Here is a 24,054-nt window from a genome sequence, read left to right on the forward strand (position 1 = left end):
GCTGTTTATACCGCCCATTGACTGCAACTGCGACGGTGCGTCTGTGGGTTCTTGCCCGTCAGTGGGCGCAGCCGGATGCTTGCGTGCTCTTTGTGCTGAGGGCTTTGTCGCTGTGTGCGGAGTGAGCCTGTGGGGCAAAAGGCAAAAGGCAAAAGGCAAAAGGCAAAAGGCAAAAGGCAAAAGGCAAAAGGCAGGATGGGATGGATGAACGGGGCAGAGGGTTGGGCAACTTTGCTACGGGTTCTTTTTTTCAAACAACGCTGCCAGCAACTGATTGGAACGAGCTGCATCACGCAAAAACGGTGGCACCGAAAGCGCCAGTAACAAAGCCGCCAGTGGAACAACACAGAAGAACCCTACGTGCTTAAACCCCAGTGCACCCGTGATGCCACCCAGCACAAACATGGCAATCAGCCCTGCTGAAGTGCGCATGCGCGTCCAGTCGTGCAGTACAGGCACTGCTTGCGCTGAGCGGGCCAGTGCGTGACGCCGCCAGAAAATCATCTTGCCAATTTCCATGCCCAGGTCTGTGAAATTTCCGGTCATGTGCGTGGTGCGTGTACTGCCACCCGATGTTTTAGAGCCGACTGCGTTTTGCAGCCCCATCATGAAAGACAGCAGCAACACCGTCAGTGGCACGGCAAAGGGGGTGTTCCAGGAAAGTGTGGCCGCACCCATCAGCCCGAAGGGGAAGAGCATCAACGCTTCCAGCATCAGGGGCAGGGCGTACACACTGTGCAGGCGCTGCTGTCGCCCCCAGTTGACCAGCATGGCGCAAACGGCAGAGCCTGCGGTAAATGCAAGGATGGCGCCCAGCGCATTCAAAAGCAGCTTGCCGTTCTCCATCACCAGGCCGTCAGCCACTTGCGACGCAAATCCTGTCATGTGTGAGGTGTACATGCTCAGCACCAGAAAGCCGCCGGCGTTGACGGCACCTGCGTTGAAAGCAAGCAGCCATCCGAGAGCCACGTTGGTTGAACGTGACCGGTGGCGGTTGGTAAGGTGGCGAAATCTGCGCATCACAAAGCTCCACGAACCTAATTGCATGCCGACGATTGTCGGCCAACTTGTATGCGTGGTCTGCTCGGGGGCGGTCGTGGATGGATCCTGCAGGTGGTTCAGATATGCAAACAAGTGCTGCTCGCGCTGCCATCTGGGCAGGGCCACGTCGGATGGGGTGGCGCTTTGGCTGCAGGCGCAGCACTGTGTTTTTCAGGCCAGGCAATGCATAGTTGCTGGTTGCCACAATGAAAGCATGTGGCACATGCCGCTACACGCAACTACACGCAGCTGAACAAGAGAACACAAGACAAGAGAACACAAGAAGAACACGCCCCAGGCATCCGTAAGTGCGCCTTGTGGGGCTGAACGCTGGACCTCAGCAGGTGGGATGGCGGGATTGCGCTTGTGGCTTGCCACGCGCGCTAGCCAAAGTCCAGTTCGGGCAACAGTTCTTGAAGTTTTTCCAGCGCAGATGCACCGCAAAGACAAGACATTTCACCCAGTGGATCGGTGCTCTCTAGCAGTACATAAGCCATTGACCAGCTCGGAAACCAGCGCTTGTCTGTGCGTGGTCCATTGTGCTGGGGGGTGAAGTTGATGTGCCGGGGGTCGCGGGCCAGTTGCCCTATGAGAAAGTCAATGGCCTGAGCCTCTCCCTCGATGTACTGGGCAAAACGTTGACCATCGAATATCAGCACTCCAGTGATGGCATGGAGCTGATTGAAATCCCGCGCTGTTTTCACAATGTCCGCCACACAGCTGAGCTCTGCGGTTGGAGCCAGTTCGCTGTGGTACATAAAGCACTGAAGTTCTTGGTGCATTCAATCCTCCTAACACCAGGAAGTATCGCGATGTTGTGAGCGATGGATGTCGTTTTGGTGTCTCATCTGCGCAAATGCTGTTTGCGCCGCTGTGCTTGCTGCATATGCAAGCCGCGTTGCGATGCCGGACAGGCGTGTGCGCCCCTGTGATTTTTGAAGAGTGCTGACCAGCGCTAGCGGCGCAAAGCGTGACAATGCGCGCTGTTGCTCTATATGGAGATCATTGTGACTCACCCCGCTGACCATGCCGAACTGATAGCTACCTACCGCAGGGCGGCAGCTGATGCATCCAAAAAACATGACCTGATCAAAACCGTGGCTAACAAGGGTCCCAAAGCGATCGAGGCCGCTGTAGATACTGCAGCCAAAGCTGCAAAGCGCCGCGATTCTTTTGCTGCCAAGTTGGCCAAACTGGGCGTGCAAGTGCCAGATTGAGCGGCTCTTTGGCTTTGCGCGCGCTGCAGCAAAGTGCAGTGCGGTGCAGGACTTTGCCGTTTTGAGAGTTCTCTGAAAGAAAGCCCAGTCGTTGCTGTGCATTAAAAAAGCCCCGAGGTCACACCTTCGGGGCTTTTTTTGATGAGAGAGCTGCAGCGTGCCTAGAAAGGCTTGGCGCGCATCAAACCTGTCAAAGCGATCAACGCAACGAACTGCAGCAGCAGAAAAATGCGCCGCATGCTGGTCTTGCCGGGTTCTGCGCTGCGTTTGGCAAAGCCAATGCTCAGGCCGTGAAGGACGTAAAGAATCAGGCCAATGTACGGATACATCATGTGCTGCCAAGGGCCCACAAAGGTGACGGCCAGACCGGTCAGGGCCGCGATGCCACCAAAGATGCGGGTAAAGACATAAATCAGCGTGGACTTGGCTGCGGGCGTGGGCTTCCAGGCCATGGCCAGATAGACGACGGATGCGAGCAGTGTGAGCACTGCGAACAGCATGTGGGAATGTTTGAGTGCGGCGGACATGGGGCAGGTTAAGTCAGAGGTAAAAATAAAAATATAGCTGTTAGCGCTGATGTATGCTTGATTTGAGTAATATTTGTATTTGAAAACAAGCATGGGTGAGCGCTATTAGCTCTCTTTTTTGTTGTGGGCTTTGTGCACCTGTCGAGCCAGCCGTGCTGTGCCCAGGTGCTGTGCGAGTTTAGCGTCCAGCGCAAGCGGCTCGCCATGCAACTGCGCAGCAATCAACTCGCCACACAGCACAGACAGGCTCAGGCCGCGTGCGCCCAGGGCTGTCAGCGCCCACAGCCCCGGTGCGGCGGGGCTGACCAGTCCAGCGATGGGCAGGCGGTCATGGCTGGCGCAGCGTACCCGGCCCCAGGTGGGCTGGCAGCGGCTGTCGGCAGGGTCAAACCAAGGGGCCAAAGGTGCACCGCTGGCAGGCAGCAGCGTAGAAAGCTTGGCGTAATTGGCGGTGTGTGCGGCCACCTGATCGGCCGCAGAGATGGGCATCTCAGTGACGTCGCGCTCAAACGTCGAACCCATGACCCAGCCTTGACCTTGAGGCAGCGGAATGTGGGTGACCAGGTTGCCATTGCCATTGACCGGAAAGGGCGGCAGGGCGTAGGCGTTGTGCAGGCTGTGCAGCCCCCAGGTGATTTGCCCCCGGATGGCTTGCAGCGGCCAGGTGGTATCGGCGGGCAACAGCACTTGCGTTGCAGGGCCACAGGCCAGCACTGCGATATCGGCCTGCGCCAGCGTGCTGCCGTCAGCGGCCAGCGCCTGCCATGCGCCATCGGCGGTGGTTTGCAGGCGTGCCACATGTGCATGGGCCTGAAATTGAATGTTTGCATGGGCCAGCTGTGCCTGCACCAGCTGGGCAGGGCGTACCCAGCCGGCCTGTGCGTGCCAGCAGGCCACGGTGTCATCAGGCAAGCCTGCAGATTGCAGCTGGGCGCTGTCGGTGGCGTGGCTCCAGTCAGCGCCGGGGCCCTGGGCCCAACTGGCGGGCAGGCCCGTGCCGCCGTCGGTGCAATGCTCCAGCACGCCGCTGTGACCCCAGTCGGAGCCTTCGACGCACAGGTCTTTCAGGCGTTGCAGTGTCATGCGCACGCCGCTGCGCGACAGACGCGAGAGCACGCTGTCGTCGGGCGAGACGTGTGGGCAAAACAGGCCCGCGGGCAAGCCTGATGCACCGTCGGCCGGGGCATCGCCAGCAGCCAGTACCGTGACGCGCCAGCCCCGCAGCGCCAGACTGTGGGCCACGGCAGAGCCGGCTAAGCCGGCACCAATGACCAGTGCGGTGCCCGCTTGAGCCACGGGTGCCGGCTCTGTCGATGCGCGCGCACGCGGCTGCCAGGCAGGGTTGAAGTGGGCCTGAAGGTTGTCGCGCTTGGGCGGCACACCGGGTACTTTGTGTACTTCAAAGCCGTGCTGCGTTAGTTGGTCGCGCACAGAACGTGCAATGGTCCAGGTGGCCAGGCGGGTGCCACGGCGGCAGTGGCGGGCCAGCGCTTTGAGGGTGTGGGTGTCCCAGATCTCGGGGTTGGTGCTGGGGCTGAAACCGTCCAGATAGATGCTGTCGGCCACCGTGTGCTGCTGGCGCAGCATGGCTTGTGCATCACCGATCCACAGCGTCAGCTGCACACGCCCGCCTTCAAAGCTCAGCCGGTGCACACCTGGAAGCAGCCCGTAAAAGCGCGCAGCCAGTTGCTCGGCCAAATGGCGCAGCTGCGGCTCTTGCGGCGCCGCGCGCAGCAGATCCTGTGCGCTGACAGGGTAGGCCTCGATGGAGGTGAAGTGCAGCATGTCGGGGCGCTGGGCATCGGCCCTCCAGGCTGCCCAGGTCACCAGAAAATTCAGCCCCAGGCCAAAGCCAGTCTCCAGCACGCGCCACTGCGTCTGTCCGCCCCAGGCTGCGGGCAGGCCGCATCCTGCTACAAACACCTGCTGCGCCTGTGACAGCCCGCCGTGCTCGCTGTGGTAACGATCACCAAAGCGGGGGCTGTAAGGGGTTCCGTCGGGCAGCCAGTTCAAGGGTTCAGACATAAAAAACGTAGCAAATAAGGTAGACGCCAGTGGCACATCAGGCCGTAACAGGCATGCTTGGGGTGGCCGCCTTTACTCCCAGCGCTGCTGGTAGGAAAACACAGGCAAGCGCCAGCCAAAGCGGATGGCGGCCAGCCGCAGCGCCAGTCCACCGGCAAAGCATATGGCGGTGCTGATGCCCAGCGACACTTGCAGCGCCTGCAAGCCCAGGTAAAGCAAGCAAACGGCCATGGACACACTGGCATACAGCTCTCGGCGAAAGACCACGGGTACCTGGTTGCACAGCACATCGCGCAAGATGCCGCCACTGATACCTGTGATCATGCCGGCCATAACGACCACCAGCGGGTCATATCCCAGCTTGATGGCCACGTTGCTGCCGATCAGCGAAAAAGCAATCAGCCCCATTGCATCCAGCAGCAGGAAGACATGTTTCATGCGTTGCATATAACGCGCAATGACTGTGGTCAAGAGACCGGCAGACACCACTAGATAGACATAAACGGGGTGCTGGGTCCAGCCAATGGGGTAGTTGCCCAGCACCATGTCGCGGATGGTGCCACCGCCCAGAGCGGTCACGAAAGCGATCACCACCACACCGAAGATGTCCATATTGCGCCGCCCAGCAGCAAGTGCGCCGGACATGGCTTCGGCGGTGATGGCGATCACATAGATGACGAGAATGATGTCCAACTGCACGTTGAACAGGGAATGGAAAAAGTCGGAGAGGGCAGACACAACGCAAAAGTGTGAGTCCATGCACCAGCCAAGACACTCTTGAAAAAAGAGTGACTTCTTGGGCATGGGTAAGCCTCTCCCGCTGTCCTTTTACCTGAGAGTTTCAGCGCTGCGCATGTTCGTCATGCGCGCGCTTGCCCCTTCGGTGAACCGGCTGGCCTGGCAGGGCCCCGGTTGCTCTCCAGTCGGCGATAGTGTTCCGTGGTGCTGGGTGCCTGAGCGATTATGGGAGTTTGCGCCTTCGGCGGAGGCTAGCGCTTGCGCAGCCTCGCTCTCCCACGGAAAACAGAAGCCGCGATTATGAACTGCCGCGAAGACCCAATCTTGCAAGCGGGCATGTCGCACGCAAAAAAGCCCGGCACTTTACGGGCCGGGCTTTGCGACACCCGTGCTGGGTGCCTACTTTATGCCGACGGTGGTACGTAACCTGCAGCAGCATCTGCACCGCTGCCAAAGAAGTGGTTTTCCATCTGGCGGGCCAGATATTGGCGCGCACGTGCATCGGCCAGATTCAGGCGGTTTTCATTGACCAGCATAGTCTGGTGCTTGAGCCAGTCGGCCCATGCCTGCTTGCTCACGCTTTCATAAATGCGCTTGCCCAGCTCGCCGGGGTAGGGAGGAAAGTCCAAGCCTTCAGCTTCTTGGCCCAGTTTGATGCATTGAATGGTACGTGCCATGGGGGTTCCTCGTGCGACTTCAGATGTTTGGGTAATAACGAACTGAAATCTTATTGGTTTAAGTTTTGAAGACGTGCTTTCAGAATGCGTTCCAACGGTGAAAGGACCGTTGTCCCAACCAAAACCCGAAAGCAAAAATGAACAATCGCCGCAACTTTATCAAGATTCCTGTTGCCCTCAGCCTTTTGGCGGGCTTCACCTTCTCGGCGCTGCCTGCTTTGGCGGCCGATCCGGTCACTTTGCTCAATGTGTCGTATGACCCCACCCGTGAGTTGTACGTGGAGTACAACAAAGCATTTGCCAAGCACTGGAAAGAAAAGACGGGCCAGGACGTGGCGATCAAGCAGTCCCACGGCGGCTCAGGCAAGCAGGCGCGCTCCATCATTGACGGCCTGGACGCCGATGTCGCCACACTGGCACTGGCCGGCGATGTGGATGCCTTGGTCAAGAACGGCAACTACCTTGCGACGGACTGGCAAAAGAAACTGCCTTTGAACAGCGCGCCTTACACCTCCACCATCGTTTTCCTGGTGAAAAAGGGCAACCCCAAGGGTTTGAAGGACTGGAGCGATCTGGTTAAACCCGGTGTACAGGTCATTACCCCCAACCCCAAAACCAGTGGCGGTGCCCGCTGGAACTATTTGGCTGCGTGGGAGTTTGCCAAACGCAAAAACGGTGGCGATGAAGCCAAGGCCAAAGATTTTGTGAAGCAGCTGTTTGCCAATGTGCCTGTGCTCGATACCGGCGCACGCGGCTCCACCATCACTTTTGTGCAGCGCGGTGTGGGTGATGTTTTGCTGGCGTGGGAGAACGAAGCCTTCCTGGCTTTGCGCGAATTTGGCCCAGAAAAGTTTGAAATCGTGGCGCCCTCGCTGTCCATCCTGGCAGAGCCTAGCGTGGCGGTCGTTGACAAAGTGGTCGACAAAAAAGGCACCCGAAAAGTAGCGCAGGCTTACCTGGAGTACCTGTACTCCGATGAAGGCCAGCAAATTGCTGCACGCAATTTCTACCGACCCACCAACGACAAGGTGAAGGCTGATTTTGCCAAGCAGTTCCCCAAGCTGGAGCTGTTCACCATCGACCAGGCCTTTGGTGGCTGGGACAAGGCGGACAAGGCCCACTTTGCCGACGGCGGCAGCTTTGACCAGATTTACACCAAAAAGTGACAGTGCCGCGCAAGCGGCTTGAGGGTGGCCTAGGGGCCACCCATTGTTTGAAGGAGCGCACCATGTCCCATACCCTTGTTCCCACCGATGCTCACAGCGTATTGCCGCATGAAGCGCTGTGCGCCCATGCAGCCCATGTGCTGCGCACTACGGCGCAGGCGTGGGGCATGTGCACGCAGCAGCCGCAGCAGCACCGTGCCATTGCTGCAGCCGTGGTGCGCAAGCCCAGCCTAGCCGCTAACTGTGCTGGTTTGCTGTGGTGGCAGGTGGCAGCATGACAGCGCCCAGCTTGGCAGCGCAAGCTGCAGTGCTGGGAGTGCACCATGTGCAGCTTTCGTACCCAGCCCATCTGCAAGCGCAGATTGAGCGTTTTTATGGGCAACTGCTTGGCCTGCCGCGCGTAGCGGGCAGCTCTTGCGCACCAGCCCGTGTTCTGCGTTACATGGCAGGCAGCCAGCGCCTGGATCTGGTGCCCCGCACCGCAGCCAGTCATGCTTGCGAGTGTCAGGGCCACCTGGCTTTATGGGTGGCTGGGCTTGATGCCTTGCATCAACGGCTGCTGGCCCACGGAGCCACGGCTTTGGCGGTGGTGCAGGTGTACGAAGGCATGCGCTTTTATGCCAAAGACCCAGCGGGCAACACGCTAGAGCTGCTGCAGCCTGCGGTGACAGAAATTTCCCTGCCATGGGCTGTATGGCCGCAAGGCGTGCCCGTAGAAACTGCTGAGAAAGCGGTGGCGCTGGGCTAAGTGCGCGGTGGCAAACGGCTAGATGTGCAGCAGTTTGCCTGTGGTGAGGGCTGCGCAGAAACTGGCTGTTAGCGCGGATTGGATAGGCGCTAGAGGCGCTTTTTTATAAGAAGCTATATGAATTTTCAGCAACTGCGGTCGGTACGCGAAACGGTGCGGCGCAGCTTTAACCTGACCGATGTGGCGCAGATACTTCACACCTCGCAGCCGGGCGTGAGCCGCCAGATTCGAGAGCTGGAAGAAGAGCTGGGGGTGGACATTTTTCTGCGCGCTGGCAAACGCCTGACGGGGCTGACACCACCCGGAGAGGTGCTGCTGCCCATTGTGGAGCGGCTGCTGCTGGATGCTGACAACCTGCGCCGTGTGGGGGCCGACTTCAGCGCCAGCGCACAGGGGCGGCTGTCGATTGCCGCCACCCACAGTCAGGCACGCTATGCCTTGCCGCAGGTGGTGCATGAGTTTCGCCAGCGCTACCCACAAGTGCGTTTGCATTTGCACCAGGGCTCACCCAAACAGGTGGCAGAAATGCTGGTCAGCGGTGAGGCTGATATTGGCGTGGCCACGGAGGCCCTGGCCAGCTACGAAGGGCTGGTTACGCTGCCGTGCTACCGCTGGACGCACAGCGTAGTGCTGCCGCAGGGCCACCCTTTGCTAAAGCTGCAAGCGCCCATTACTTTGCAGGATTTGGCGGCCTATCCCATCATTACCTACGAGCAAGGCTACACAGGCCGTGCCCACATCGATGAAGCGTTTGAGCGCGAAGGTCTGGCCCCTGATGTGGTGTTAACCGCCATGGATGCCGATGTGATCAAAACTTACGTAGAGCTGGGAATGGGCGTGGGCATTGTGGCTTCTATTGCTGTGGATGCTGCGCGCGACCAGCACCTGCAGGCGCTGGATGCCGGCCATTTGTTCCAGGTGAATGTCACGCGGCTGGGGCTGCGCCGCGGTGCCTGGCTGCGGGGCTATGCCTACGACTTCATTGAAAGTTTTGTGCCCACACTCCAGCGTCAGCTGGTGGAGCAGGCCGTGCAAGGGGCAAAGCCGGTGTAGAGTGTGCTGGTGCTGCGCGTTTATCCACCCCCGAATTTCTGGATCTTGCATATCGATGGCTCGGCCATGCCCAACCCAGGGCGGATGGCGATTGGGGTCGTGCTGACCGGGCCAGACGGCTCGCAGCACACCATCGGGCAAGTTCTGCATGGCAGGGGCTGCAACAATGAAGCAGAGCTGCGCGCTTTGCAGGCAGGACTGCTCAGGGCGCAGGAGCTCGGGGCCAGCAGCCTGCGCATTTATACCGACAGCCAATGGGTGATTGAACAGCTGGCACCCCGGACAGTGCCGGGCGTGCACGTCAGGCCCACCTTGCGGCTGGCTCCCTGGCTGGAGGTGGTTCAGCCTTTGGTGCACTCATTTGAGCAGGTGCAGTGGCGCTGGATTCCACGCCACCTCAATACCGAAGCCGATGCGCTGGCGCGTCAGGCCAGTCTGAGCGCACAAGAAGCTTAAAAACAAGAGCGGCCAGCAATGGCTGCATAAGCGAAAAAAGGCCTTTTTGCTGCGTATTTCTGTGTGCAGCGCTGCGGCGCAGTACGCGCAGATCGAGGTTTTCGTTGCCGCCAATATCCTGCAGCCTTGCGAGCCTGAGACAATGTCGCCCATCATGAGTGCTCAGAACGACAAGATTTCCCCCGATTCCCCCTACGTTGATATGCCCACTGGCGACCCCAGCCTGCCCGAGGGCTGGCTGGAAGTGGTGTCCATGGACATGGAAGCCAAAGGCATTGCCCGCAAGCCCGATGGCAAAGTGGTGTTTATTGACGGAGCTTTGCCCACTGAGCTGGTCACAGCCAATGTGCACCGCAAGAAAAACAACTGGGAAGCCGCCAGCCTGTTTGCGATTCACCGCGAATCATCGCAGCGCGTCACGCCTGGCTGCCCGCATGCCGGGCTGCACGAAGGTGCCTGCGGCGGTTGCAAGATGCAGCACCTGCACATCAATGCCCAAGTAGCCGTCAAGCAGCGTGTGCTGGAAGACAACCTGTGGCATCTGGGCAAGGTCAAAGCCGAAACCATGATGCGCCCCATCGAAGGCCCCACTTGGGGCTACCGCTACCGTGCGCGTCTGTCGGTTCGCTATGTGATCAAAAAAGGCAAGGTGTTGGTGGGCTTTCATGAGCGCAAGAGTCGCTACATCGCCGATATGGAAACCTGCAAGGTATTGCCCCCCCATATTGATGCCATGCTGATGCCCATGCGCGCGCTGGTCGCCAGCATGGATGCGCGAGAGCAATTGCCGCAAATCGAAGTGGCCTGTGGCGACCACGTTACCGCTTTGCTGCTGCGCCACATGGTGCCTTTGACTGAGGCCGACCAGCAGCGCCTGCGTGACTTTGCTGCTGTCCACAATGTGCAGTGGTGGCTGCAGCCCAAGGGCCCAGAGACCGTGCACAAGATGCAAGAGGGCGGCCCTGAGCTGTCGTACAGTCTGCCGGACTTTGGCATCCACATGCCTTTCAAGCCCACGGACTTCACCCAGGTCAATCCGCACATCAACCGTGTGCTGGTGACGCGTGCGCTGCGCTTGCTGGATGTACAAAAGCACGAGCGCGTGATCGACTGGTTCTGCGGCCTGGGTAACTTCACCTTGCCGCTGGCCACCCAAGCGCGCGAAGTGCTGGGCATTGAAGGCTCGGACACGCTGGTGCAGCGCTCCCTGGACAACTACGCGGCCAACAACGCCCAGCGTGGCGAAGGCAGCCCACTGGCGCCTACGACGTTTGTGGGGCGCAACCTGTTCAACATGACGCCTGCGCTGTTGATGGCCGACGGCAATGCCGAAAAGTGGCTGATCGATCCTCCCCGGGAAGGTGCCTTTGCGCTGTGCCAGGCACTGGCAGACATCCACCAGATTCGCACCGGTGCCAAGCAAACCGGTGTGCCCAGCGAAGAGCAGCCTGATGTGCTGCCGCCGCTGCCCGAAGGCCATGAAAACTGGCAGTTCCCTCAGCGCATTGTGTACGTCAGCTGTGGCCCTGCAACGCTGGCGCGCGATACGGGTTTGCTGGTCAATCAGGCAGGCTACCGCTGCGTACAAGCTGGCGTGGTCAACATGTTCCCGCATACCGCCCACGTGGAATCCATGGCCGTGTTTGAGCGCGTGAACTAAATTGATTGAACCTGGGCAGCCTAAAGACTGTGTGGTGGTGATCTGTGAAAAAGCCCGCAAGCGTGATATGCGCTTGCGGGCTTTTTTGTGTGGTCCTTTGGGTGTTAGACCGCTACCGTTAGATGGTGAGGTGTGCGGGTTGCAGTCAACACTTGGTTTAACTGCGAGGGCGGGCGTATTCCGTCTCGATGTCCTCGTCTGGGCGTGCCTTGGCCGGTGCATCGGGCTTTTGCGTGAACACCGAGGGCGTACCCTCTAGCTTGTGCTCGCGCATGTACTCGTCCATGTCCTTCCAGCCGGCAAACACCATGGATTTAGGGGCTTTGGGGTTGAGCGTGTAGCAGTCTTCAATGCCGCGCATGGCATGCCGGCAGCCGCTGCCGATGGCCTTGGCCTCGTTCTCGCGGATGACAGTGCGTGGGTCTGGACCCAGGCCCGGTACTTGTTCTAGACAGCCCGCCAGCAGCATCGCCCCCAATGGAAGCAGCAAAAAAGCAGGGCGAATGGAGTGGTGATGGTTTGGCATGTCCCTCAATTATCGGCAAGTCTTTTTCAAAATTAAGCCCTTCTTTGAATGAGCATGAAAAAAGGCCCCACAAGGGGCCTTTCGGTGGAGCAAACGGTGCTTAATCGCGTTCGCCGCCCATGATGCCCAGCAGGGCCAGCAGGCTTTGGAACACGTTGAAGACGTCCAGGTACAGCGCCAGTGTTGCGCTGATGTAGTTGGTCTCGCCGCCGTCCAGAATCTGCTTGATGTCATACAGCATGTAGGCCGAGAAGATACCGATTGCCAGCATGGAGATGGCCATCATGCCTGCGCTGGAGCCTACAAACACGTTGATCACAGCGCCCACCATCAGCACCAGAGCACCGACAAACAGCCACTTGCCCATGCCCGAGATGTCGCGCTTGATCACGGTGGCCAGAGAAGCCATCACGAAGAACACGCCGGCAGTGCCTGCAAACGCGGTCATGATCAGCTGCGAGCCATTGCTGAAACCCAGCACCATGGCAATCAGGCGCGAGAGCATCAAGCCCATGAAGAACGTGAAGCCTAAAAGCACAGGGATGCCAGCGGCAGAGTTCTTGGTCTTTTCAATGGCGAACATGAAACCAAAGGCACCGACCATGAATACGATCAGGCCCATGAAGCCGGTCAGTCCAGCAGTAATGCCTGTGCTCACACCCACCCATGCGCCCAATACGGTGGGCAGCAAACTCAGCGCCAGCAGCCAGTAAGTGTTGCGCAGCACTCTGTGGCGCTGCTGCTGCGAGATGCCGTAGCCTGCAGAGTCCAAAGTGTTTATATGGTTCATTGAGTGTTTTCTCCTTAGTAGGTATAGCGAAACGGCTATGTCAGTCATTCTATGAGACGAATGCCAACCCACAAGTTCCCAAAACCTTGGCTTCTAAGGCAGTTTTCTGCGTGGTTTTAGGTTGGAATGTTTTGCGCAGAAGGTTGGGGCGGGGGTGGCAAGAGTCAGTATGCTCAAACGCTGGATACCAAACCTCTTGGGAGCATTTCGATGAAGAATAAATTTGAGCTGGAACTGGCAGACGTCAAGAAAATTGCTGCGGCTGCGGAAGCAGAAGCGCTGAAGAACAACTGGGCGGTCACGATCTCTGTTGTGGACGATGGTGGTCACCTGCTGTGGCTGCAGCGCTTGGATGGTGCTGCTCCCATTTCTTCGCACATTGCACCTGCCAAGGCGCGTTCTGCCGCCGTGGGCCGCAAGGACACCAAGGCATTTGAAGACATGATCAACAATGGACGTACAGCTTTCCTGAGCGCACCTTTTGTCGATGGCTTGCTGGAAGGCGGCGTGGCCATCATGAAAAATGGTCAGTGCCTGGGCGCAGTGGGTGTGTCGGGGGTCAAGGCTAGCGAAGATGCACAAGTGGCCAATGCCGGCATCGCCGCACTGGGCCTGTAAACACCGCAGTCTTTGCCAAAGAAGTCCATGAAAAAAGCGACCTTCAAGGTCGCTTTTTTGTTGCAGTTGGGTGGAAAAAAGGACTGGCTACGCAATGCCCGATGAAGGTTTGTTGGCTGGCCTAAACGATGCCAGGTCCTCACCCGCATCGCCCCACGATGAAACTGTTGAGATACTTACTTCGTCAAAATCAGCTTGCCCAGTTTGGTGGACTGCAAACGGTAGGTGGCACCGTTGTGCACGATGGACACAGACTTTTTGCCGCGCAGCAGCATTTCGCTGTCCACACTCAGGTCGTGTGCCAAAGCAGGTTGGCTGACCGCACTGTCTGCCAGTACGGACTGCTCAACAGGAGTGCGGCGTGCGCTTGGAAGGGATAGTGTGGCTTGCATGGTGCGAAGTGTGTTGACGTTTTGGTAATGATAACTATTCCCATTCAATAGTCAACGCTAATTTTGCGATAACCCGTAAAAAAGTGTGTTTTGAAAAAAAGTAGCTGCATACGCTGATGTATCAATGGTTTTAGATATAAAAGATGTTGAAATCATTGATATATAAGCGCTGAAAGCTCACTTTATGTGTTCCGCAGACGAAAAAAAGCCCTGCAGGCTTGCGCTTTATGCAGGGCTTAGGATCGGGGAGGGCGGAGGCCTTACTTTTCAGGCTCTGTGACAAAACCAATCTTGCGGATTCCGGTGCTTTGTGCAGCGGCCATGGCTTTGGCAATGCGCTCGTAGCGTACTTCCTTGTCACCGTGGATGTGCAGATCAGGCTGAGGATCCTTGGCAGCCTCTGCTGTCAGGCGTTCCACCAGTTGCTCATCGCTGATGGCTTCCTTGTTCCAGTGGTACTGGCCCTGGGCATCAATGGACAGACTGATGTTTTGGGGCTTGACCACTTCAGGCTCATTGGAGGCGCGGGGCAGATCCACGTTCACTGCGTGCTTCATGACAGGCACGGTGATGATGAACACGATAAGGAGCACCAGCATGACGTCCACCAGGGGCGTCATGTTGATTTCGTTCATGACATCATCGCTGTCGTCTTGGGTGCCGAAGGCCATGATTTAGGCCCCTTTCTTCAAAGGCAGTACTTTGCTGTCTTGGTGGCTGGTGGTGTCGACCGTCATGCGGGTACCTGTCACAAAGAAAGCGTGCATGTCGTGTGCAAAGCTGTTCAAGCTACCCAGCACGCCCTTGTTGCCGCGCACGATGGCGTTGTAGCCCAGTACTGCAGGAATGGCCACAGCCAAACCGAAGGCGGTCATGATCAGCGCCTCGCCAATAGGGCCAGCCACCTTGTCGATCGACGCCTGGCCTGAAGTGCCAATCACGATCAGTGCGTGATAGATGCCCCACACAGTACCAAACAGGCCCACGAAAGGTGCGGTCGAGCCAACGGACGCCAAGATGGCCAGGCCCGATTGCATGCGTGCAGTAAATTCATCAATGCCGTTGCGCAAGCAGCGGGTCACCCAGTCGCTGACATCCAGTGTGTCATGCAAGTGCGCGCTGGTTTTGCGGTGGTGAGAGATGGCTTCGCGCCCTTCCAGTGCCAGATAGCGGAAAGGGTTGGCGGGATCTGCATCCAGCTTGTTCAGGCCAGAGCCGAAGTCCTCGCTGTGCCAGAAATCTTTGGCTTCCTTGGCGTACTTCTTGAATTTCATCAGGCCCAGTGCCTTGACGATGATGACGACCCACGATGCCACAGACATGATCAGCAGCAAAATGGCCACGCCACGGGTGACAAAGTCGCCTTGCGCCCAGACGTGGGCAATGCCGAATTGGGATTCCATGAAAACTCCTGAGATGACTGTTTATTCGAGAACGAAATTGACGGGCACGATGTTCCACATGGCTTCTGGAACACCATTGCGTTTACCGGGGACAAAGCGCCACTTCTGAACAGAAGCAAGGGCTGCCTTGTCGAGGCGGTCGAAACCGCTGGATTGCTTGATCTCAATTTGTTGAGGCGATCCGTTTTCATCCACCAGCACGCGCAGCAAGACTTTGCCTTGCTCGCTCATGCGACGGCTGATTGAGGGGTAGCTAGGGCGCGGATTGTTCAGGTAAGCCGCATTGCTGGAGGGCAACTGCACGGCCCCGCCTGACGGAGGTGCAGGAGCAGCAGGCGCAGCAGGAGGTGCTGGCGGAGCTGCTTCAGCCACGGGCGCCGGGGTGCTATCCAACGTGCCTTTTGGTGCATTCGGGGCCGGTGTGGGATCCGTAATGGCTTTGGGCAACGGCGGCGCTTTCTGTACCGGTGTGGGCTTTGGCTTGGGAGGCTGGGGCTTGGGTGTCGGTTTGGGGGGCTGTGGCTGAGGGGGGGCTGGCGGTGCCGCTGCTGGAGGCTCTGGTGCGGGTGGTGCAATGAACTGCGCAATCACTTCCGCAGCAATGATTTGAGGCTCTGGCGGGCGGCTCATGCCATTTTGCAATGCCCAGATACCAGCAGCATGCAGTGCCAGCACCATCCCGGTAATCATGGTTTTTTTGCCAAGAGAACCGTGAGGGGCGAGATGTTCGGAGGAAAGCATAAATATCAAAAAACCAGCTGACACAGCCGGTGTGGCCAGCCATGGTGGCCATGTGCAGGGGAGGCGCGAAATCGTACGCGAAGGCGAAAGTTACAAAAACCCTATTTTCGGAAAATCCACCATGAGCAGCCTAAAACCAAAATCAGACTGCCTGCAATAGTTGAGAAGAATGCCATGCTTTGCTCTCCAAAATAGGGGTGGCAAGCTGAACTGTCTGAACAACGGTTTCATTGTGGATAGCCGCAGTATTGCCCTTGGAGCAGCACTTGGCTACCACGTCACGTGCACAGGTCTCGCAGCGACCGCATTGGGTGGCCACACCAAGCTCAAATTGGATTTCGTCGAAACTCATCCCTGCATGCGCATGGTGTGCGATTTCGCGATCAGAAACTCGGTGGCATACACAAACGATCATGGCTGCAAACAGTTGTGGCTGGCTATTGATATGGTGGAACGAATTATAAATGCGAATTCATCGCATTTGCAAACACTTTCTATCCATCGGGTCAATCCGGTGCTGAAAGAGGCACTGATGCCCTGCATGCAGGCGTAAAAAAACCGGCCTAAGCCGGTTCGTTGAAAGCTGTGTCGATCAGCTGACGTGCTTGCCGATCAGGCCAGCCATTTCGAACATCGAAACTTGTGGCTTGCCGAACACTTCCTTGAGCTTGGCGTCTGCATTGATCATGCGCTTGTTGGCAGCATCTTGCAGGTTGTGGGCCTTGATGTAGACCCACAGCTTGCTGATGATTTCAGTGCGGGGCAGGGGCTCCTTGCCCACCACAGCAGCCAGAGCAGCGCTGGGTGTCAGGGGCTTCATGAAGGCTGCGTTAGGAGTGCGCTTTTTTGCGGGAGCTGCTGTTGCAGCAGTTGCCTTCTTTGCAGTTGCCATTTTTGCTTTCCTTTTTGGGATGAGTTTTGCGCCAGTATCTCTGAGTTCGTGACCTTGTCAGAGCTGGTTGAGGCAGATGCTAATGGGAAAAATTCGGCTTTCCAAGCGGGCGAACCATTTTTTCCAGTGATTTGTTGCATCACAGCACGTAAATTGCCTAAAAACTGTATCTATTCTTTGCAATCTGAGGCTCTGGTGGGACTATGCGCGCCAGATGGCTGCTGTGACAGTGGCGGATTGCATGCAAAGAAACTAGGAGATGGCGGTGACGATTGCTTTTCAAACTTGCGATTTTTGTGACGTGTACAAATCTGATGAGAGCGGAGCGTTCCGCGTCTTGCCCCCGGTATTTCAGCATTTCGGGGGGAAGATGCAATTTGCAGGGCAAGTGACAACCGTGAAGTGTTTTGAGGACAACAGCCTGGTCAAGCAGGCGCTGGATACCGCCGGACAAGGACGCGTCCTGGTCGTCGATGGTGGCGGGTCGCTGCGCAAAGCTTTGGTCGGTGGCAATTTGGCGGCTGCAGCCGCTCACAATGGTTGGGCTGGCGTGCTGGTCTACGGCTGTGTTCGCGATGCTGCTGAGTTGCGAGCCGCTGAGGTCGGGATTTGTGCCCTTGCCCTGATGCCGATGCCCACGGATAAACGTGGTGAAGGACAAAAAGACGCGGTGGTGGATATAGCGGGGGTGCGTCTCCAGCCTGGCGACTGGCTGTATGCCGATGAAGATGGCATTGTGATTGCAGCAACTGCGCTGCATCTCTGATGAAGTGGTCTGTGGCGGCTCAGTGATCTGTGTTTTTTCACTGAGTATCAATGTGATTTCGCAATGTGAAATGAAGAGGTGTTGCACTGCAGCAAAACCATCTCACTTGAAGGAATGTGATTTCACATTGAGATAAACAAGCATAAGTTATTGTTTTTCATGGGCATAAATATTTGTCTTGTATAAGATATAAGAGCTTGATTAACTCTTCTATAAGACTTAAATTTATCTCCAAGCCGAACAACAAACGGCGCCAAGTTTCAACACCTTGCTTTACTTTGAATGGAGATCAACATGCCTGAATCCCTGAACCAGCAACTGAGCCGCGAACAGCAAATTGCCGCCTTGGAAAAAGACTGGGCGCAAAACCCTCGTTGGAAAGGTGTTAAGCGTGGTTACTCCGCTGCTGATGTTGTGCGTTTGCGCGGCAGCCTTCAGCCAGAGCACACTTTGGCAAAGCGCGGAGCAGAGAAGCTGTGGGAGAAAATCAGCGGCGGAGCCAATAAGGGCTATGTGAACGCTTTTGGCGCGATTTCTGCTGGCCAAGCGATGCAGCAAGCGAAGGCAGGCCTGGAGGCTGTGTATTTGTCGGGCTGGCAAGTGGCCGCTGACGGTAATACCTCCGAAACCATGTACCCGGACCAGTCTCTGTATGCCTACGACTCGGTGCCAACCATGGTGCGCCGTATCAACAATACATTCAAGCGCGCAGATGAAATTCAGTGGAGCCGTGGCGTCAATCCTGATGATGCAGCGTTCATTGACTATTTTCTGCCCATCGTGGCAGATGCGGAGGCGGGCTTTGGCGGTGTGCTGAATGCTTTTGAATTAATGAAGAACATGATCGCTGCTGGCGCATCGGGCGTTCACTTTGAGGATCAGCTTGCGGCGGTGAAGAAATGTGGTCACATGGGCGGCAAGGTGCTGGTGCCAACCCATGAAGCATGCGAGAAGTTGATTTCGGCCCGTTTTGCTGCAGACGTGATGGGTGTGTCCACGATCGTGTTGGCACGCACTGATGCTGAAGCAGCCAATCTGATCACTTCAGACCATGATGCCAATGACAAGCCATTCCTGACGGGTGAGCGTACGCAGGAAGGTTTCTACCGCGTCAAGAATGGTCTGGAGCAATCCATCAGCCGCGGTGTTGCCTATGCCCCTTATGCGGACCTGGTGTGGTGCGAAACCGGTGTACCTGACATTGGTTTTGCCCGTGAGTTTGCCCAGGCTGTGCATGCTGCATGCCCAGGTAAGCTGCTGAGCTACAACTGCTCGCCCTCGTTCAACTGGAAGAAGAACTTGAACGACAGCCAGATCGCTTCGTTCCAGGAGGAACTGTCGGATTTGGGTTACAAATTCCAGTTCATCACCTTGGCGGGTATTCACATCAACTGGTACAACAGCTTCCAGTTCGCCCATGCTTACGCTCGCGGCGAGGGCATGAAGCACTATGTGAACATGGTGCAAGAGCCAGAATTTGCTGCTCGCGAAAAGGGCTACACCTTCGTGTCGCACCAGCAAGAAGTGGGAGCAGGTTACTTTGATGACGTGACCACGGTCATCCAAGGTGGTTCATCTTCTGTGAAGGCATTGACCGGTTCGACCGAAGAAGAGCAGTTCCACTGATCTATACCGCTTGAAAGCGTGGTGGGGCGCTTTCAGGCCATGCAAATGTATGGCGCGGCGTATGCCCGCAGCTTTGGCTGCGGGTTTTTTTGTTTGTACGACGCTAAAATGGCGAAAGAGCTAACCAACAAGGGCGAGAAAGGCATTCTGGTTATGACACCGCGAACGACAAGCACGGAGATGTTGCACAGCCAGTAAGGCTGTGAGTTCGCGCATGCCCAGGGTTGTTATCCATAAAGCGCGGACAAGTTCCGCGCTTTGCTTTTGCAGCGGCGCGTGCGCTACGGTTACAGACAAAGATAGCTAAGGATTTTCATGTTAAAGATCACTCTTCCTGATGGCTCGCAACGCGAATTTGAGGGTCCCGTTACTGTGATGCAGGTTGCTGCGTCAATTGGCCCTGGATTGGCAAAAAATACCGTTGCAGGCAAGGTCAATGGCCGCTTGGTGGATGCTTGCGAGCTGATCGAGCAGGACGCGAAGCTGCAAATCATCACCCCTAAAGATCAAGAGGGTGTTGAAATTATTCGCCACTCCGCCGCCCATTTGGTCGGTCATGCGGTCAAGCAGTTGTACCCCACTGCCAAGATGGTGATTGGCCCGGTCATTGATGAGGGTTTTTACTACGACATCTCTTACGAGCGTCCCTTTACGCCAGAAGACATGGCCGCCATTGAGGCGCGCATGAAAGAGCTGATCGCGCAAGACTACGATGTCATTAAGAAAATGACACCGCGCGATGAGGTCATTCAAATCTTCAAGGAGCGTGGAGAGGACTACAAGCTGCGCTTGGTGCAGGACATGCCCGACGAGAAGGCGATGGGCCTGTATTACCACCAAGAGTATGTGGACATGTGTCGTGGCCCCCATGTGCCGAACACCCGTTTTTTGAAAGTATTCAAGCTGACCAAGCTGGCGGGTGCTTATTGGCGTGGTGATGCCAAGAACGAACAGCTGCAGCGCGTTTACGGAACTGCCTGGGCGGATAAGAAAGATCTGCAGGCTTACATCACGCGCATTGAGGAAGCGGAAAAACGGGATCACCGCCGCCTGGGCCGTGAGCTGGACCTTTACCATATTGATGAATGCTCGCCCGGCACTGTGTTCTGGCACCCCAAGGGCTGGCGCGTGTGGCAAGAGGTTGAGCAGTACATGCGCCGTGTCTATCGTGACAATGGTTACGAAGAGGTCAAAGGCCCTCAGATTCTGGATAAGACACTGTGGGAGAAAACCGGCCACTGGGATAAATATCGCGACAACATGTTCGTGACTGAGTCTGAAAAGCGTGATTACGCTTTGAAGCCCATGAACTGCCCGGGCCACATTCTGATCTTCAAGCAAGGCATCAAAAGTTACCGTGATTTGCCGTTGCGCTACGGTGAATTTGGTCAGTGCCACCGCAACGAGCCCACTGGCGGCTTGCACGGCATCATGCGTGTGCGAGGCTTTACGCAAGATGACGGACACGTTTTTTGTACTGAAGACCAGATTCAAAAGGAAGTGCTGGACTTCACAACGCTGCTGCAAAAGGTCTATGCAGACTTTGGCTTTACCGAAATTATTTACAAGGTCGCCACCCGTCCTGAAGCGCGCATTGGCTCAGATGAAAGCTGGGACAAAGCCGAAAAAGCGTTGTTTGATACGCTGAAAGCATCGGGCTGCGACTACCAGATCGCGGTAGGTGATGGTGCGTTCTACGGACCTAAGATTGAGTACACCTTGAAAGATGCACTGGGCCGTCAGTGGCAATGCGGCACGATCCAGGTCGACTTCTCCATGCCAGAGCGTTTGGATGCTGAGTACGTAGGGGAAGACGGTCATCGCCACCGCCCTGTGATGCTGCACCGTGCAATCGTTGGCTCCATGGAGCGTTTCATTGGTATTTTGATTGAGCAATTTGCAGGCGCATTGCCCGTTTGGCTGGCTCCTGAGCAGGTTGCCGTGCTCAACATTACTGATGCACAAGCCGATTACGTAAAGGAAGTTGTGGCAAAGGTGCAAAAAGCACTGCCTCATCAAAGCCTTAAGGTGGTGTCTGACCTGCGCAATGAAAAGATCACGTATAAAATACGCGAGCATGCATTGCAGAAGCTGCCTTATATCCTTGTCGCTGGCGATAAGGAAAAAGCGGCAGGCACCGTCGCTGTGCGTGCCCGAGGTAATAAAGACTTGGGCGTAATGTCGGTAGACGCATTCATTGAATTGCTGTCCAGCGATATTGACAACAAAGTCTGATGCAAGTGGCGCAACCCTGGTTGCGCTATCTTCATCAATGCAAGCAGCTACGCTTTTCGTAGCGATATGAATTTAGGGTGAGAGCCATAGCTACAGAATTCCGTGATCGTCGCCACCGCGAGGAACGTAAACACCGTCTGAACCGTGAAATCATGGCGCCTGAAGTGCGTTTGTCTGGTCCAGAAAATGAGCCTATCGGTATTGTTTCTATTCAAGAAGCACTGCGCATGGCTGGTGACTTAGACGTTGATTTGGTGGAAATTGCCGCTACTGCGAATCCTCCCGTATGTCGCTTGATGGACTACGGTAAGTTCAAATATCAGGAGCAAAAGAAGGCGGCAGAAGCCAAGGCCAAGCAAACCGTTATCGATATCAAGGAAGTGAAATTCCGTCCTGGTACCGATGATGGAGACTATGGCATCAAGTTGCGCAATATTCGCCGGTTCTTGGCGGATGGCGACAAGGTGAAGGTGACTTTGCGTTTCCGTGGTCGCGAAATTACGCACCAGCAATTGGGCCTTGATTTGCTCAATCGCCTGCGTGATGAGTTGGCTGACATCATCCAAGTTGAGCAATTTCCCAAGCTGGAAGGCCGCCAAATGGTTATGATGATCGCCCCGGCTCGCAAGAAGCCCACGTCTGCCAGTGCCAAGCCTGTGGCTGATAGCGCACCAAGCAGCGACGCGGCGTAAGCTGAGTTAGAATTTTAGGGAACCTGCCCGCAAGGGCAGGTTTCTGTTTTGCAGCTTGCAAAAGTTGCTAAAACGCTGGTGAGAGCCAGCAACCAAGAAGTGTCTCGGGGCCAACAAGATTGCGCAAAGTTGCGCAAACGCCTCACGAGCACAAAAAATAGGAGCATTAACATGCCCAAAATGAAGACCAAGAGCGGTGCGAAGAAGCGTTTTCGCGTTCGTCCCGGTGGTACCGTCAAGCGCGGTCAAGCCTTCAAGCGTCACATCTTGACCAAGAAGACCACGAAGAACAAGCGTCACCTGCGTGGCACTGTCTCCGTGCATGAAGGCGATATGGGCTCCATCGCAAAGATGTTGCCTGGCGCTGGTCTGTAATTCACTGACGAACTAGGAGAAAACACATGCCTCGCGTCAAACGTGGTGTAACGGCCCGTGCCCGTCACAAAAAAGTTCTGACCCTTGCTAAGGGTTTCCGCGGTCGTCGCGGTAACGTCTTCCGCGTCGCCAAGCAGGCGGTGATGAAGGCAGGCCAATACGCCTACCGTGACCGCCGTACTAAAAAGCGCGTCTTCCGCCAGTTGTGGATTGCCCGTATCAACGCCGCTGCTCGTGAATTGGGTCTGACATACAGCCAGTTCGCCAACGGCCTGAAGAAGGCTTCCATCGAAATCGACCGCAAGATGCTGGCCGATATCGCTGTGCACGACAAGGCTGCTTTCAGCAGCATCGTTGACCAAGTTAAGGCCAAGCTGGCTGCTGCTTGAGGTAACGATCGGTAGTTGCTAGTGATGTAGTAGCTACTGGCGCACAATCAGCAAGGGCTAGAGCTTGAAAAGGCGCTAGCCCTTGTTTATTTTTAATCGTCGCTAAAGAGTCGATATGAACGAGTTGGATTCTCTGGTCGAAAGCGCGCAACAGTTGTTTGCGCAGGCCCACACCCCCGCTGATCTGGAAAATGCCAAGGCGCAGTTTCTGGGCAAGTCGGGCAAGATGACTGAGCTCATGAAGGGCATGGCGCAGCTTTCTATCGAAGAGAAAAAGTCGCGTGGTGCTGCCATCAATGTGGCCAAGCAGGCGATTGAAGCGGCCTTGACAGCCCGCCGCACGGCCTTGGCTGATGCAGAGCTGCAAGCCCATCTGAAGGCCGAAGTGCTGGATGTGACGCTGCCCGGCCGTCGCCGTGGCGCGGGCGGTCTGCACCCTGTGTCCATCACGATGGAGCGCATTGAGGGCATTTTTGGCTCCATGGGTTTTGATGTGGCCGAAGGCCCCGAAATTGAATCCGACTGGTTTAACTTTACGGCACTGAACACGCCGGAAGATCACCCCGCACGCTCGATGCACGACACCTTCTACGTAGAAGGCGGCACCGAGCACGCGCCCAACTTGCTGCGCACGCACACCAGCCCCATGCAGGTGCGTCATGCGGTGCAGCATGTGAAAAAATACCGCAATGCGATCGATGCTGGCCAAGGTATGCCGGAGATCCGCGTCATTGCACCTGGCCGCACTTACCGTGTGGACTCGGATGCCACTCACTCCCCCATGTTCCACCAGTGCGAAGGTCTGTGGATTGGTGAGAACGTGAGCTTCAAGGACTTGAAGGTCGTGTTCACTGACTTTTGCAAGACCTTCTTTGAGTCAGATGATCTGGTGCTGCGTTTTCGCCCCAGCTTTTTTCCGTTCACCGAGCCTTCGGCGGAAATTGACATCCAGTTCCAAAGCGGCCCGCTGGCCGGCAAGTGGCTGGAGGTGGCAGGCTCTGGACAGGTGCACCCCAACGTGGTGCGCAACATGGGCCTGGATCCAGAAAAGTACATTGGCTTTGCCTTTGGCATGGGCCCCGACCGCCTGACGATGCTGCGTTATGGCGTGAACGATTTGCGCTTGTTCTTTGACGGCGATATCCGTTTCTTGTCGCAATTTCAGTAATTCATAAAGAGAGCGGCTAACGCTTATTCCATAAGGTTTTCAGATGGTTTTTATGCTGAAAACAAGTGTTGGTAAGCCTGAGTAGCTCTTTTTTTTGTATTTATGCAGCCCAGCCAGCAACGGCCTCTTGAGC

General features: G+C 56.5%; 30 protein-coding genes and 1 riboswitch. Of the genes, 15 read left to right on the forward strand and 15 right to left on the reverse strand.

The window, feature by feature from the left end; all coding sequences use genetic code 11:
* Positions 1 to 234: 234 nt before the first annotated feature.
* Complete coding sequence (locus IB213_RS11150; protein ID WP_192407147.1) at positions 235 to 1,020, reverse strand: YoaK family protein; 786 nt, start codon at positions 1,018 to 1,020, stop codon at positions 235 to 237.
* Positions 1,021 to 1,424: 404 nt separating this feature from the next.
* Complete coding sequence (locus tag IB213_RS11155) at positions 1,425 to 1,823, reverse strand: BLUF domain-containing protein (RefSeq protein ID WP_192406544.1); 399 nt, start codon at positions 1,821 to 1,823, stop codon at positions 1,425 to 1,427.
* Between the two features lie 225 nt (positions 1,824 to 2,048).
* Between IB213_RS11155 and IB213_RS11160 the strand changes: the two genes are divergently transcribed.
* Entirely contained in the window at positions 2,049 to 2,258 is a 210-nt protein-coding gene (locus IB213_RS11160) for a hypothetical protein (RefSeq protein ID WP_318244944.1), read from the forward strand.
* A gap of 161 nt (positions 2,259 to 2,419) precedes the next feature.
* Here IB213_RS11160 and IB213_RS11165 read toward each other — a convergent pair whose 3' ends face one another.
* From IB213_RS11165 to IB213_RS11180, 4 genes are all read right to left on the reverse strand, one after another.
* Complete coding sequence (locus IB213_RS11165) at positions 2,420 to 2,785, reverse strand: hypothetical protein (protein WP_192406546.1); 366 nt, start codon at positions 2,783 to 2,785, stop codon at positions 2,420 to 2,422.
* Positions 2,786 to 2,890: 105 nt separating this feature from the next.
* Positions 2,891 to 4,810, reverse strand: a complete 1,920-nt coding sequence (gene mnmC / locus IB213_RS11170; protein WP_192406548.1) for an FAD-dependent 5-carboxymethylaminomethyl-2-thiouridine(34) oxidoreductase MnmC — start codon at positions 4,808 to 4,810, stop codon at positions 2,891 to 2,893.
* Positions 4,811 to 4,882: 72 nt separating this feature from the next.
* The gene (locus IB213_RS11175) at positions 4,883 to 5,548 is read right to left on the reverse strand and encodes a trimeric intracellular cation channel family protein (protein WP_287916388.1); all 666 of its coding nucleotides are present in this window, start codon (positions 5,546 to 5,548) and stop codon (positions 4,883 to 4,885) included.
* A 192-nt stretch (positions 5,549 to 5,740) separates the two neighbouring features.
* Positions 5,741 to 5,837, reverse strand: a riboswitch (glycine riboswitch).
* 115 nt (positions 5,838 to 5,952) lie between these two features.
* A complete protein-coding gene (locus tag IB213_RS11180; RefSeq protein ID WP_191724712.1) occupies positions 5,953 to 6,225 on the reverse strand; it encodes an oxidative damage protection protein in 273 nt (90 codons plus the stop codon).
* Positions 6,226 to 6,362: 137 nt separating this feature from the next.
* Between IB213_RS11180 and IB213_RS11185 the strand changes: the two genes are divergently transcribed.
* From IB213_RS11185 to rlmD, 6 genes are all read left to right on the forward strand, one after another.
* Positions 6,363 to 7,391 (forward strand): sulfate ABC transporter substrate-binding protein, encoded by a 1,029-nt coding sequence (locus IB213_RS11185; RefSeq protein WP_191724711.1) that lies wholly within the window; start codon positions 6,363 to 6,365, stop codon positions 7,389 to 7,391.
* Positions 7,392 to 7,453: 62 nt separating this feature from the next.
* Positions 7,454 to 7,669: a hypothetical protein gene (locus tag IB213_RS11190; RefSeq protein WP_192406550.1), complete on the forward strand. Its 216-nt coding sequence runs from the start codon at positions 7,454 to 7,456 to the stop codon at positions 7,667 to 7,669.
* Entirely contained in the window at positions 7,666 to 8,139 is a 474-nt protein-coding gene (locus tag IB213_RS11195; protein ID WP_225561079.1) for a VOC family protein, read from the forward strand. Before IB213_RS11190 ends, IB213_RS11195 begins: the two co-directional genes overlap by 4 nt.
* 117 nt (positions 8,140 to 8,256) lie before the next feature.
* Positions 8,257 to 9,192, forward strand: coding sequence for a CysB family HTH-type transcriptional regulator (locus tag IB213_RS11200; RefSeq protein WP_192406552.1), 936 nt, complete (start codon positions 8,257 to 8,259; stop codon positions 9,190 to 9,192).
* Positions 9,193 to 9,201: 9 nt separating this feature from the next.
* Entirely contained in the window at positions 9,202 to 9,648 is a 447-nt protein-coding gene (locus IB213_RS11205) for a ribonuclease HI family protein (RefSeq protein WP_318244943.1), read from the forward strand.
* Positions 9,649 to 9,802: 154 nt separating this feature from the next.
* A complete protein-coding gene (gene rlmD, locus IB213_RS11210) occupies positions 9,803 to 11,308 on the forward strand; it encodes a 23S rRNA (uracil(1939)-C(5))-methyltransferase RlmD (protein ID WP_191724738.1) in 1,506 nt (501 codons plus the stop codon).
* Positions 11,309 to 11,465: 157 nt separating this feature from the next.
* Here the strand turns inward: rlmD and IB213_RS11215 are convergent, their stop codons facing one another.
* Both IB213_RS11215 and IB213_RS11220 read right to left on the reverse strand, forming a co-directional pair.
* Complete coding sequence (locus tag IB213_RS11215; RefSeq protein ID WP_191724708.1) at positions 11,466 to 11,834, reverse strand: hypothetical protein; 369 nt, start codon at positions 11,832 to 11,834, stop codon at positions 11,466 to 11,468.
* 100 nt (positions 11,835 to 11,934) lie between these two features.
* On the reverse strand, positions 11,935 to 12,624 hold the full coding sequence (locus tag IB213_RS11220; protein WP_191724707.1) for a Bax inhibitor-1/YccA family protein: 690 nt from the start codon (positions 12,622 to 12,624) through the stop codon (positions 11,935 to 11,937).
* A gap of 210 nt (positions 12,625 to 12,834) precedes the next feature.
* Here IB213_RS11220 and IB213_RS11225 point away from each other — a divergent pair, with 210 nt between their 5' ends.
* A complete protein-coding gene (locus IB213_RS11225; RefSeq protein WP_191724706.1) occupies positions 12,835 to 13,242 on the forward strand; it encodes a heme-binding protein in 408 nt (135 codons plus the stop codon).
* Positions 13,243 to 13,418: 176 nt separating this feature from the next.
* Here the strand turns inward: IB213_RS11225 and hemP are convergent, their stop codons facing one another.
* From hemP to IB213_RS11260, 7 genes are all read right to left on the reverse strand, one after another.
* Complete coding sequence (gene hemP, locus IB213_RS11230) at positions 13,419 to 13,634, reverse strand: hemin uptake protein HemP (RefSeq protein WP_191724705.1); 216 nt, start codon at positions 13,632 to 13,634, stop codon at positions 13,419 to 13,421.
* A gap of 260 nt (positions 13,635 to 13,894) precedes the next feature.
* Entirely contained in the window at positions 13,895 to 14,305 is a 411-nt protein-coding gene (locus tag IB213_RS11235; RefSeq protein ID WP_191724704.1) for a biopolymer transporter ExbD, read from the reverse strand.
* A gap of 3 nt (positions 14,306 to 14,308) precedes the next feature.
* The gene (locus tag IB213_RS11240; protein WP_191724703.1) at positions 14,309 to 15,037 is read right to left on the reverse strand and encodes a MotA/TolQ/ExbB proton channel family protein; all 729 of its coding nucleotides are present in this window, start codon (positions 15,035 to 15,037) and stop codon (positions 14,309 to 14,311) included.
* Positions 15,038 to 15,058: 21 nt separating this feature from the next.
* Entirely contained in the window at positions 15,059 to 15,778 is a 720-nt protein-coding gene (locus tag IB213_RS11245) for an energy transducer TonB (protein WP_192406554.1), read from the reverse strand.
* Between the two features lie 142 nt (positions 15,779 to 15,920).
* The gene (locus IB213_RS11250) at positions 15,921 to 16,193 is read right to left on the reverse strand and encodes a bacterioferritin-associated ferredoxin (RefSeq protein WP_191724701.1); all 273 of its coding nucleotides are present in this window, start codon (positions 16,191 to 16,193) and stop codon (positions 15,921 to 15,923) included.
* Positions 16,194 to 16,370: 177 nt separating this feature from the next.
* Positions 16,371 to 16,670, reverse strand: a complete 300-nt coding sequence (locus IB213_RS11255) for an SWIB/MDM2 domain-containing protein (protein ID WP_191724700.1) — start codon at positions 16,668 to 16,670, stop codon at positions 16,371 to 16,373.
* Positions 16,595 to 16,810, reverse strand: a complete 216-nt coding sequence (locus IB213_RS11260; RefSeq protein WP_192407195.1) for a hypothetical protein — start codon at positions 16,808 to 16,810, stop codon at positions 16,595 to 16,597. Before IB213_RS11260 ends, IB213_RS11255 begins: the two co-directional genes overlap by 76 nt.
* A gap of 119 nt (positions 16,811 to 16,929) precedes the next feature.
* Between IB213_RS11260 and rraA the strand changes: the two genes are divergently transcribed.
* From rraA to pheS, 7 genes are all read left to right on the forward strand, one after another.
* Positions 16,930 to 17,436 (forward strand): ribonuclease E activity regulator RraA, encoded by a 507-nt coding sequence (rraA, locus tag IB213_RS11265; protein WP_192406556.1) that lies wholly within the window; start codon positions 16,930 to 16,932, stop codon positions 17,434 to 17,436.
* 294 nt (positions 17,437 to 17,730) lie between these two features.
* Complete coding sequence (gene aceA / locus IB213_RS11270; protein ID WP_192406558.1) at positions 17,731 to 19,062, forward strand: isocitrate lyase; 1,332 nt, start codon at positions 17,731 to 17,733, stop codon at positions 19,060 to 19,062.
* A 315-nt stretch (positions 19,063 to 19,377) separates the two neighbouring features.
* Positions 19,378 to 21,297 (forward strand): threonine--tRNA ligase, encoded by a 1,920-nt coding sequence (gene thrS / locus IB213_RS11275; RefSeq protein WP_191724698.1) that lies wholly within the window; start codon positions 19,378 to 19,380, stop codon positions 21,295 to 21,297.
* Positions 21,298 to 21,374: 77 nt separating this feature from the next.
* Complete coding sequence (infC, locus tag IB213_RS11280; protein WP_192406560.1) at positions 21,375 to 21,989, forward strand: translation initiation factor IF-3; 615 nt, start codon at positions 21,375 to 21,377, stop codon at positions 21,987 to 21,989.
* 171 nt (positions 21,990 to 22,160) lie between these two features.
* Positions 22,161 to 22,364 carry a 50S ribosomal protein L35 gene (rpmI, locus tag IB213_RS11285; protein WP_191724696.1) on the forward strand — a complete coding sequence of 68 codons (204 nt, stop codon included), beginning with the start codon at positions 22,161 to 22,163 and terminating at the stop codon, positions 22,362 to 22,364.
* A gap of 26 nt (positions 22,365 to 22,390) precedes the next feature.
* Positions 22,391 to 22,753: a 50S ribosomal protein L20 gene (gene rplT / locus IB213_RS11290; protein WP_191724695.1), complete on the forward strand. Its 363-nt coding sequence runs from the start codon at positions 22,391 to 22,393 to the stop codon at positions 22,751 to 22,753.
* A gap of 115 nt (positions 22,754 to 22,868) precedes the next feature.
* On the forward strand, positions 22,869 to 23,921 hold the full coding sequence (pheS, locus tag IB213_RS11295; protein WP_191724694.1) for a phenylalanine--tRNA ligase subunit alpha: 1,053 nt from the start codon (positions 22,869 to 22,871) through the stop codon (positions 23,919 to 23,921).
* Positions 23,922 to 24,054: the final 133 nt, after the last annotated feature.

Origin of the sequence: Comamonas sp. CMM02 (assembly GCF_014851485.1) — a bacterium.
Lineage (GTDB): Bacteria > Pseudomonadota > Gammaproteobacteria > Burkholderiales > Burkholderiaceae_C > Comamonas > Comamonas avium.

Excerpts from the sequence above, each read along its gene's own strand:
- IB213_RS11150 (WP_192407147.1), bottom strand. The coding sequence starts at position 1,020 with ATGCGCAGATTTCGCCACCTTACCAACCGCCACCGGTCACGTTCAACC.
- IB213_RS11155 (WP_192406544.1), bottom strand. The coding sequence starts at position 1,823 with ATGCACCAAGAACTTCAGTGCTTTATGTACCACAGCGAACTGGCTCCA.
- IB213_RS11165 (WP_192406546.1), bottom strand. The coding sequence starts at position 2,785 with ATGTCCGCCGCACTCAAACATTCCCACATGCTGTTCGCAGTGCTCACA.
- mnmC (WP_192406548.1), bottom strand. The coding sequence starts at position 4,810 with ATGTCTGAACCCTTGAACTGGCTGCCCGACGGAACCCCTTACAGCCCC.
- IB213_RS11180 (WP_191724712.1), bottom strand. The coding sequence starts at position 6,225 with ATGGCACGTACCATTCAATGCATCAAACTGGGCCAAGAAGCTGAAGGC.
- IB213_RS11185 (WP_191724711.1), top strand. The coding sequence starts at position 6,363 with ATGAACAATCGCCGCAACTTTATCAAGATTCCTGTTGCCCTCAGCCTT.
- IB213_RS11190 (WP_192406550.1), top strand. The coding sequence starts at position 7,454 with ATGTCCCATACCCTTGTTCCCACCGATGCTCACAGCGTATTGCCGCAT.
- IB213_RS11195 (WP_225561079.1), top strand. The coding sequence starts at position 7,666 with ATGACAGCGCCCAGCTTGGCAGCGCAAGCTGCAGTGCTGGGAGTGCAC.
- IB213_RS11200 (WP_192406552.1), top strand. The coding sequence starts at position 8,257 with ATGAATTTTCAGCAACTGCGGTCGGTACGCGAAACGGTGCGGCGCAGC.
- rlmD (WP_191724738.1), top strand. The coding sequence starts at position 9,803 with ATGAGTGCTCAGAACGACAAGATTTCCCCCGATTCCCCCTACGTTGAT.
- IB213_RS11215 (WP_191724708.1), bottom strand. The coding sequence starts at position 11,834 with ATGCCAAACCATCACCACTCCATTCGCCCTGCTTTTTTGCTGCTTCCA.
- IB213_RS11220 (WP_191724707.1), bottom strand. The coding sequence starts at position 12,624 with ATGAACCATATAAACACTTTGGACTCTGCAGGCTACGGCATCTCGCAG.
- IB213_RS11225 (WP_191724706.1), top strand. The coding sequence starts at position 12,835 with ATGAAGAATAAATTTGAGCTGGAACTGGCAGACGTCAAGAAAATTGCT.
- hemP (WP_191724705.1), bottom strand. The coding sequence starts at position 13,634 with ATGCAAGCCACACTATCCCTTCCAAGCGCACGCCGCACTCCTGTTGAG.
- IB213_RS11235 (WP_191724704.1), bottom strand. The coding sequence starts at position 14,305 with ATGGCCTTCGGCACCCAAGACGACAGCGATGATGTCATGAACGAAATC.
- IB213_RS11240 (WP_191724703.1), bottom strand. The coding sequence starts at position 15,037 with ATGGAATCCCAATTCGGCATTGCCCACGTCTGGGCGCAAGGCGACTTT.
- IB213_RS11245 (WP_192406554.1), bottom strand. The coding sequence starts at position 15,778 with ATGCTTTCCTCCGAACATCTCGCCCCTCACGGTTCTCTTGGCAAAAAA.
- IB213_RS11250 (WP_191724701.1), bottom strand. The coding sequence starts at position 16,193 with ATGATCGTTTGTGTATGCCACCGAGTTTCTGATCGCGAAATCGCACAC.
- IB213_RS11255 (WP_191724700.1), bottom strand. The coding sequence starts at position 16,670 with ATGGCAACTGCAAAGAAGGCAACTGCTGCAACAGCAGCTCCCGCAAAA.
- IB213_RS11260 (WP_192407195.1), bottom strand. The coding sequence starts at position 16,810 with ATGCAACAAATCACTGGAAAAAATGGTTCGCCCGCTTGGAAAGCCGAA.
- rraA (WP_192406556.1), top strand. The coding sequence starts at position 16,930 with ATGGCGGTGACGATTGCTTTTCAAACTTGCGATTTTTGTGACGTGTAC.
- aceA (WP_192406558.1), top strand. The coding sequence starts at position 17,731 with ATGCCTGAATCCCTGAACCAGCAACTGAGCCGCGAACAGCAAATTGCC.
- thrS (WP_191724698.1), top strand. The coding sequence starts at position 19,378 with ATGTTAAAGATCACTCTTCCTGATGGCTCGCAACGCGAATTTGAGGGT.
- rpmI (WP_191724696.1), top strand. The coding sequence starts at position 22,161 with ATGCCCAAAATGAAGACCAAGAGCGGTGCGAAGAAGCGTTTTCGCGTT.
- rplT (WP_191724695.1), top strand. The coding sequence starts at position 22,391 with ATGCCTCGCGTCAAACGTGGTGTAACGGCCCGTGCCCGTCACAAAAAA.
- pheS (WP_191724694.1), top strand. The coding sequence starts at position 22,869 with ATGAACGAGTTGGATTCTCTGGTCGAAAGCGCGCAACAGTTGTTTGCG.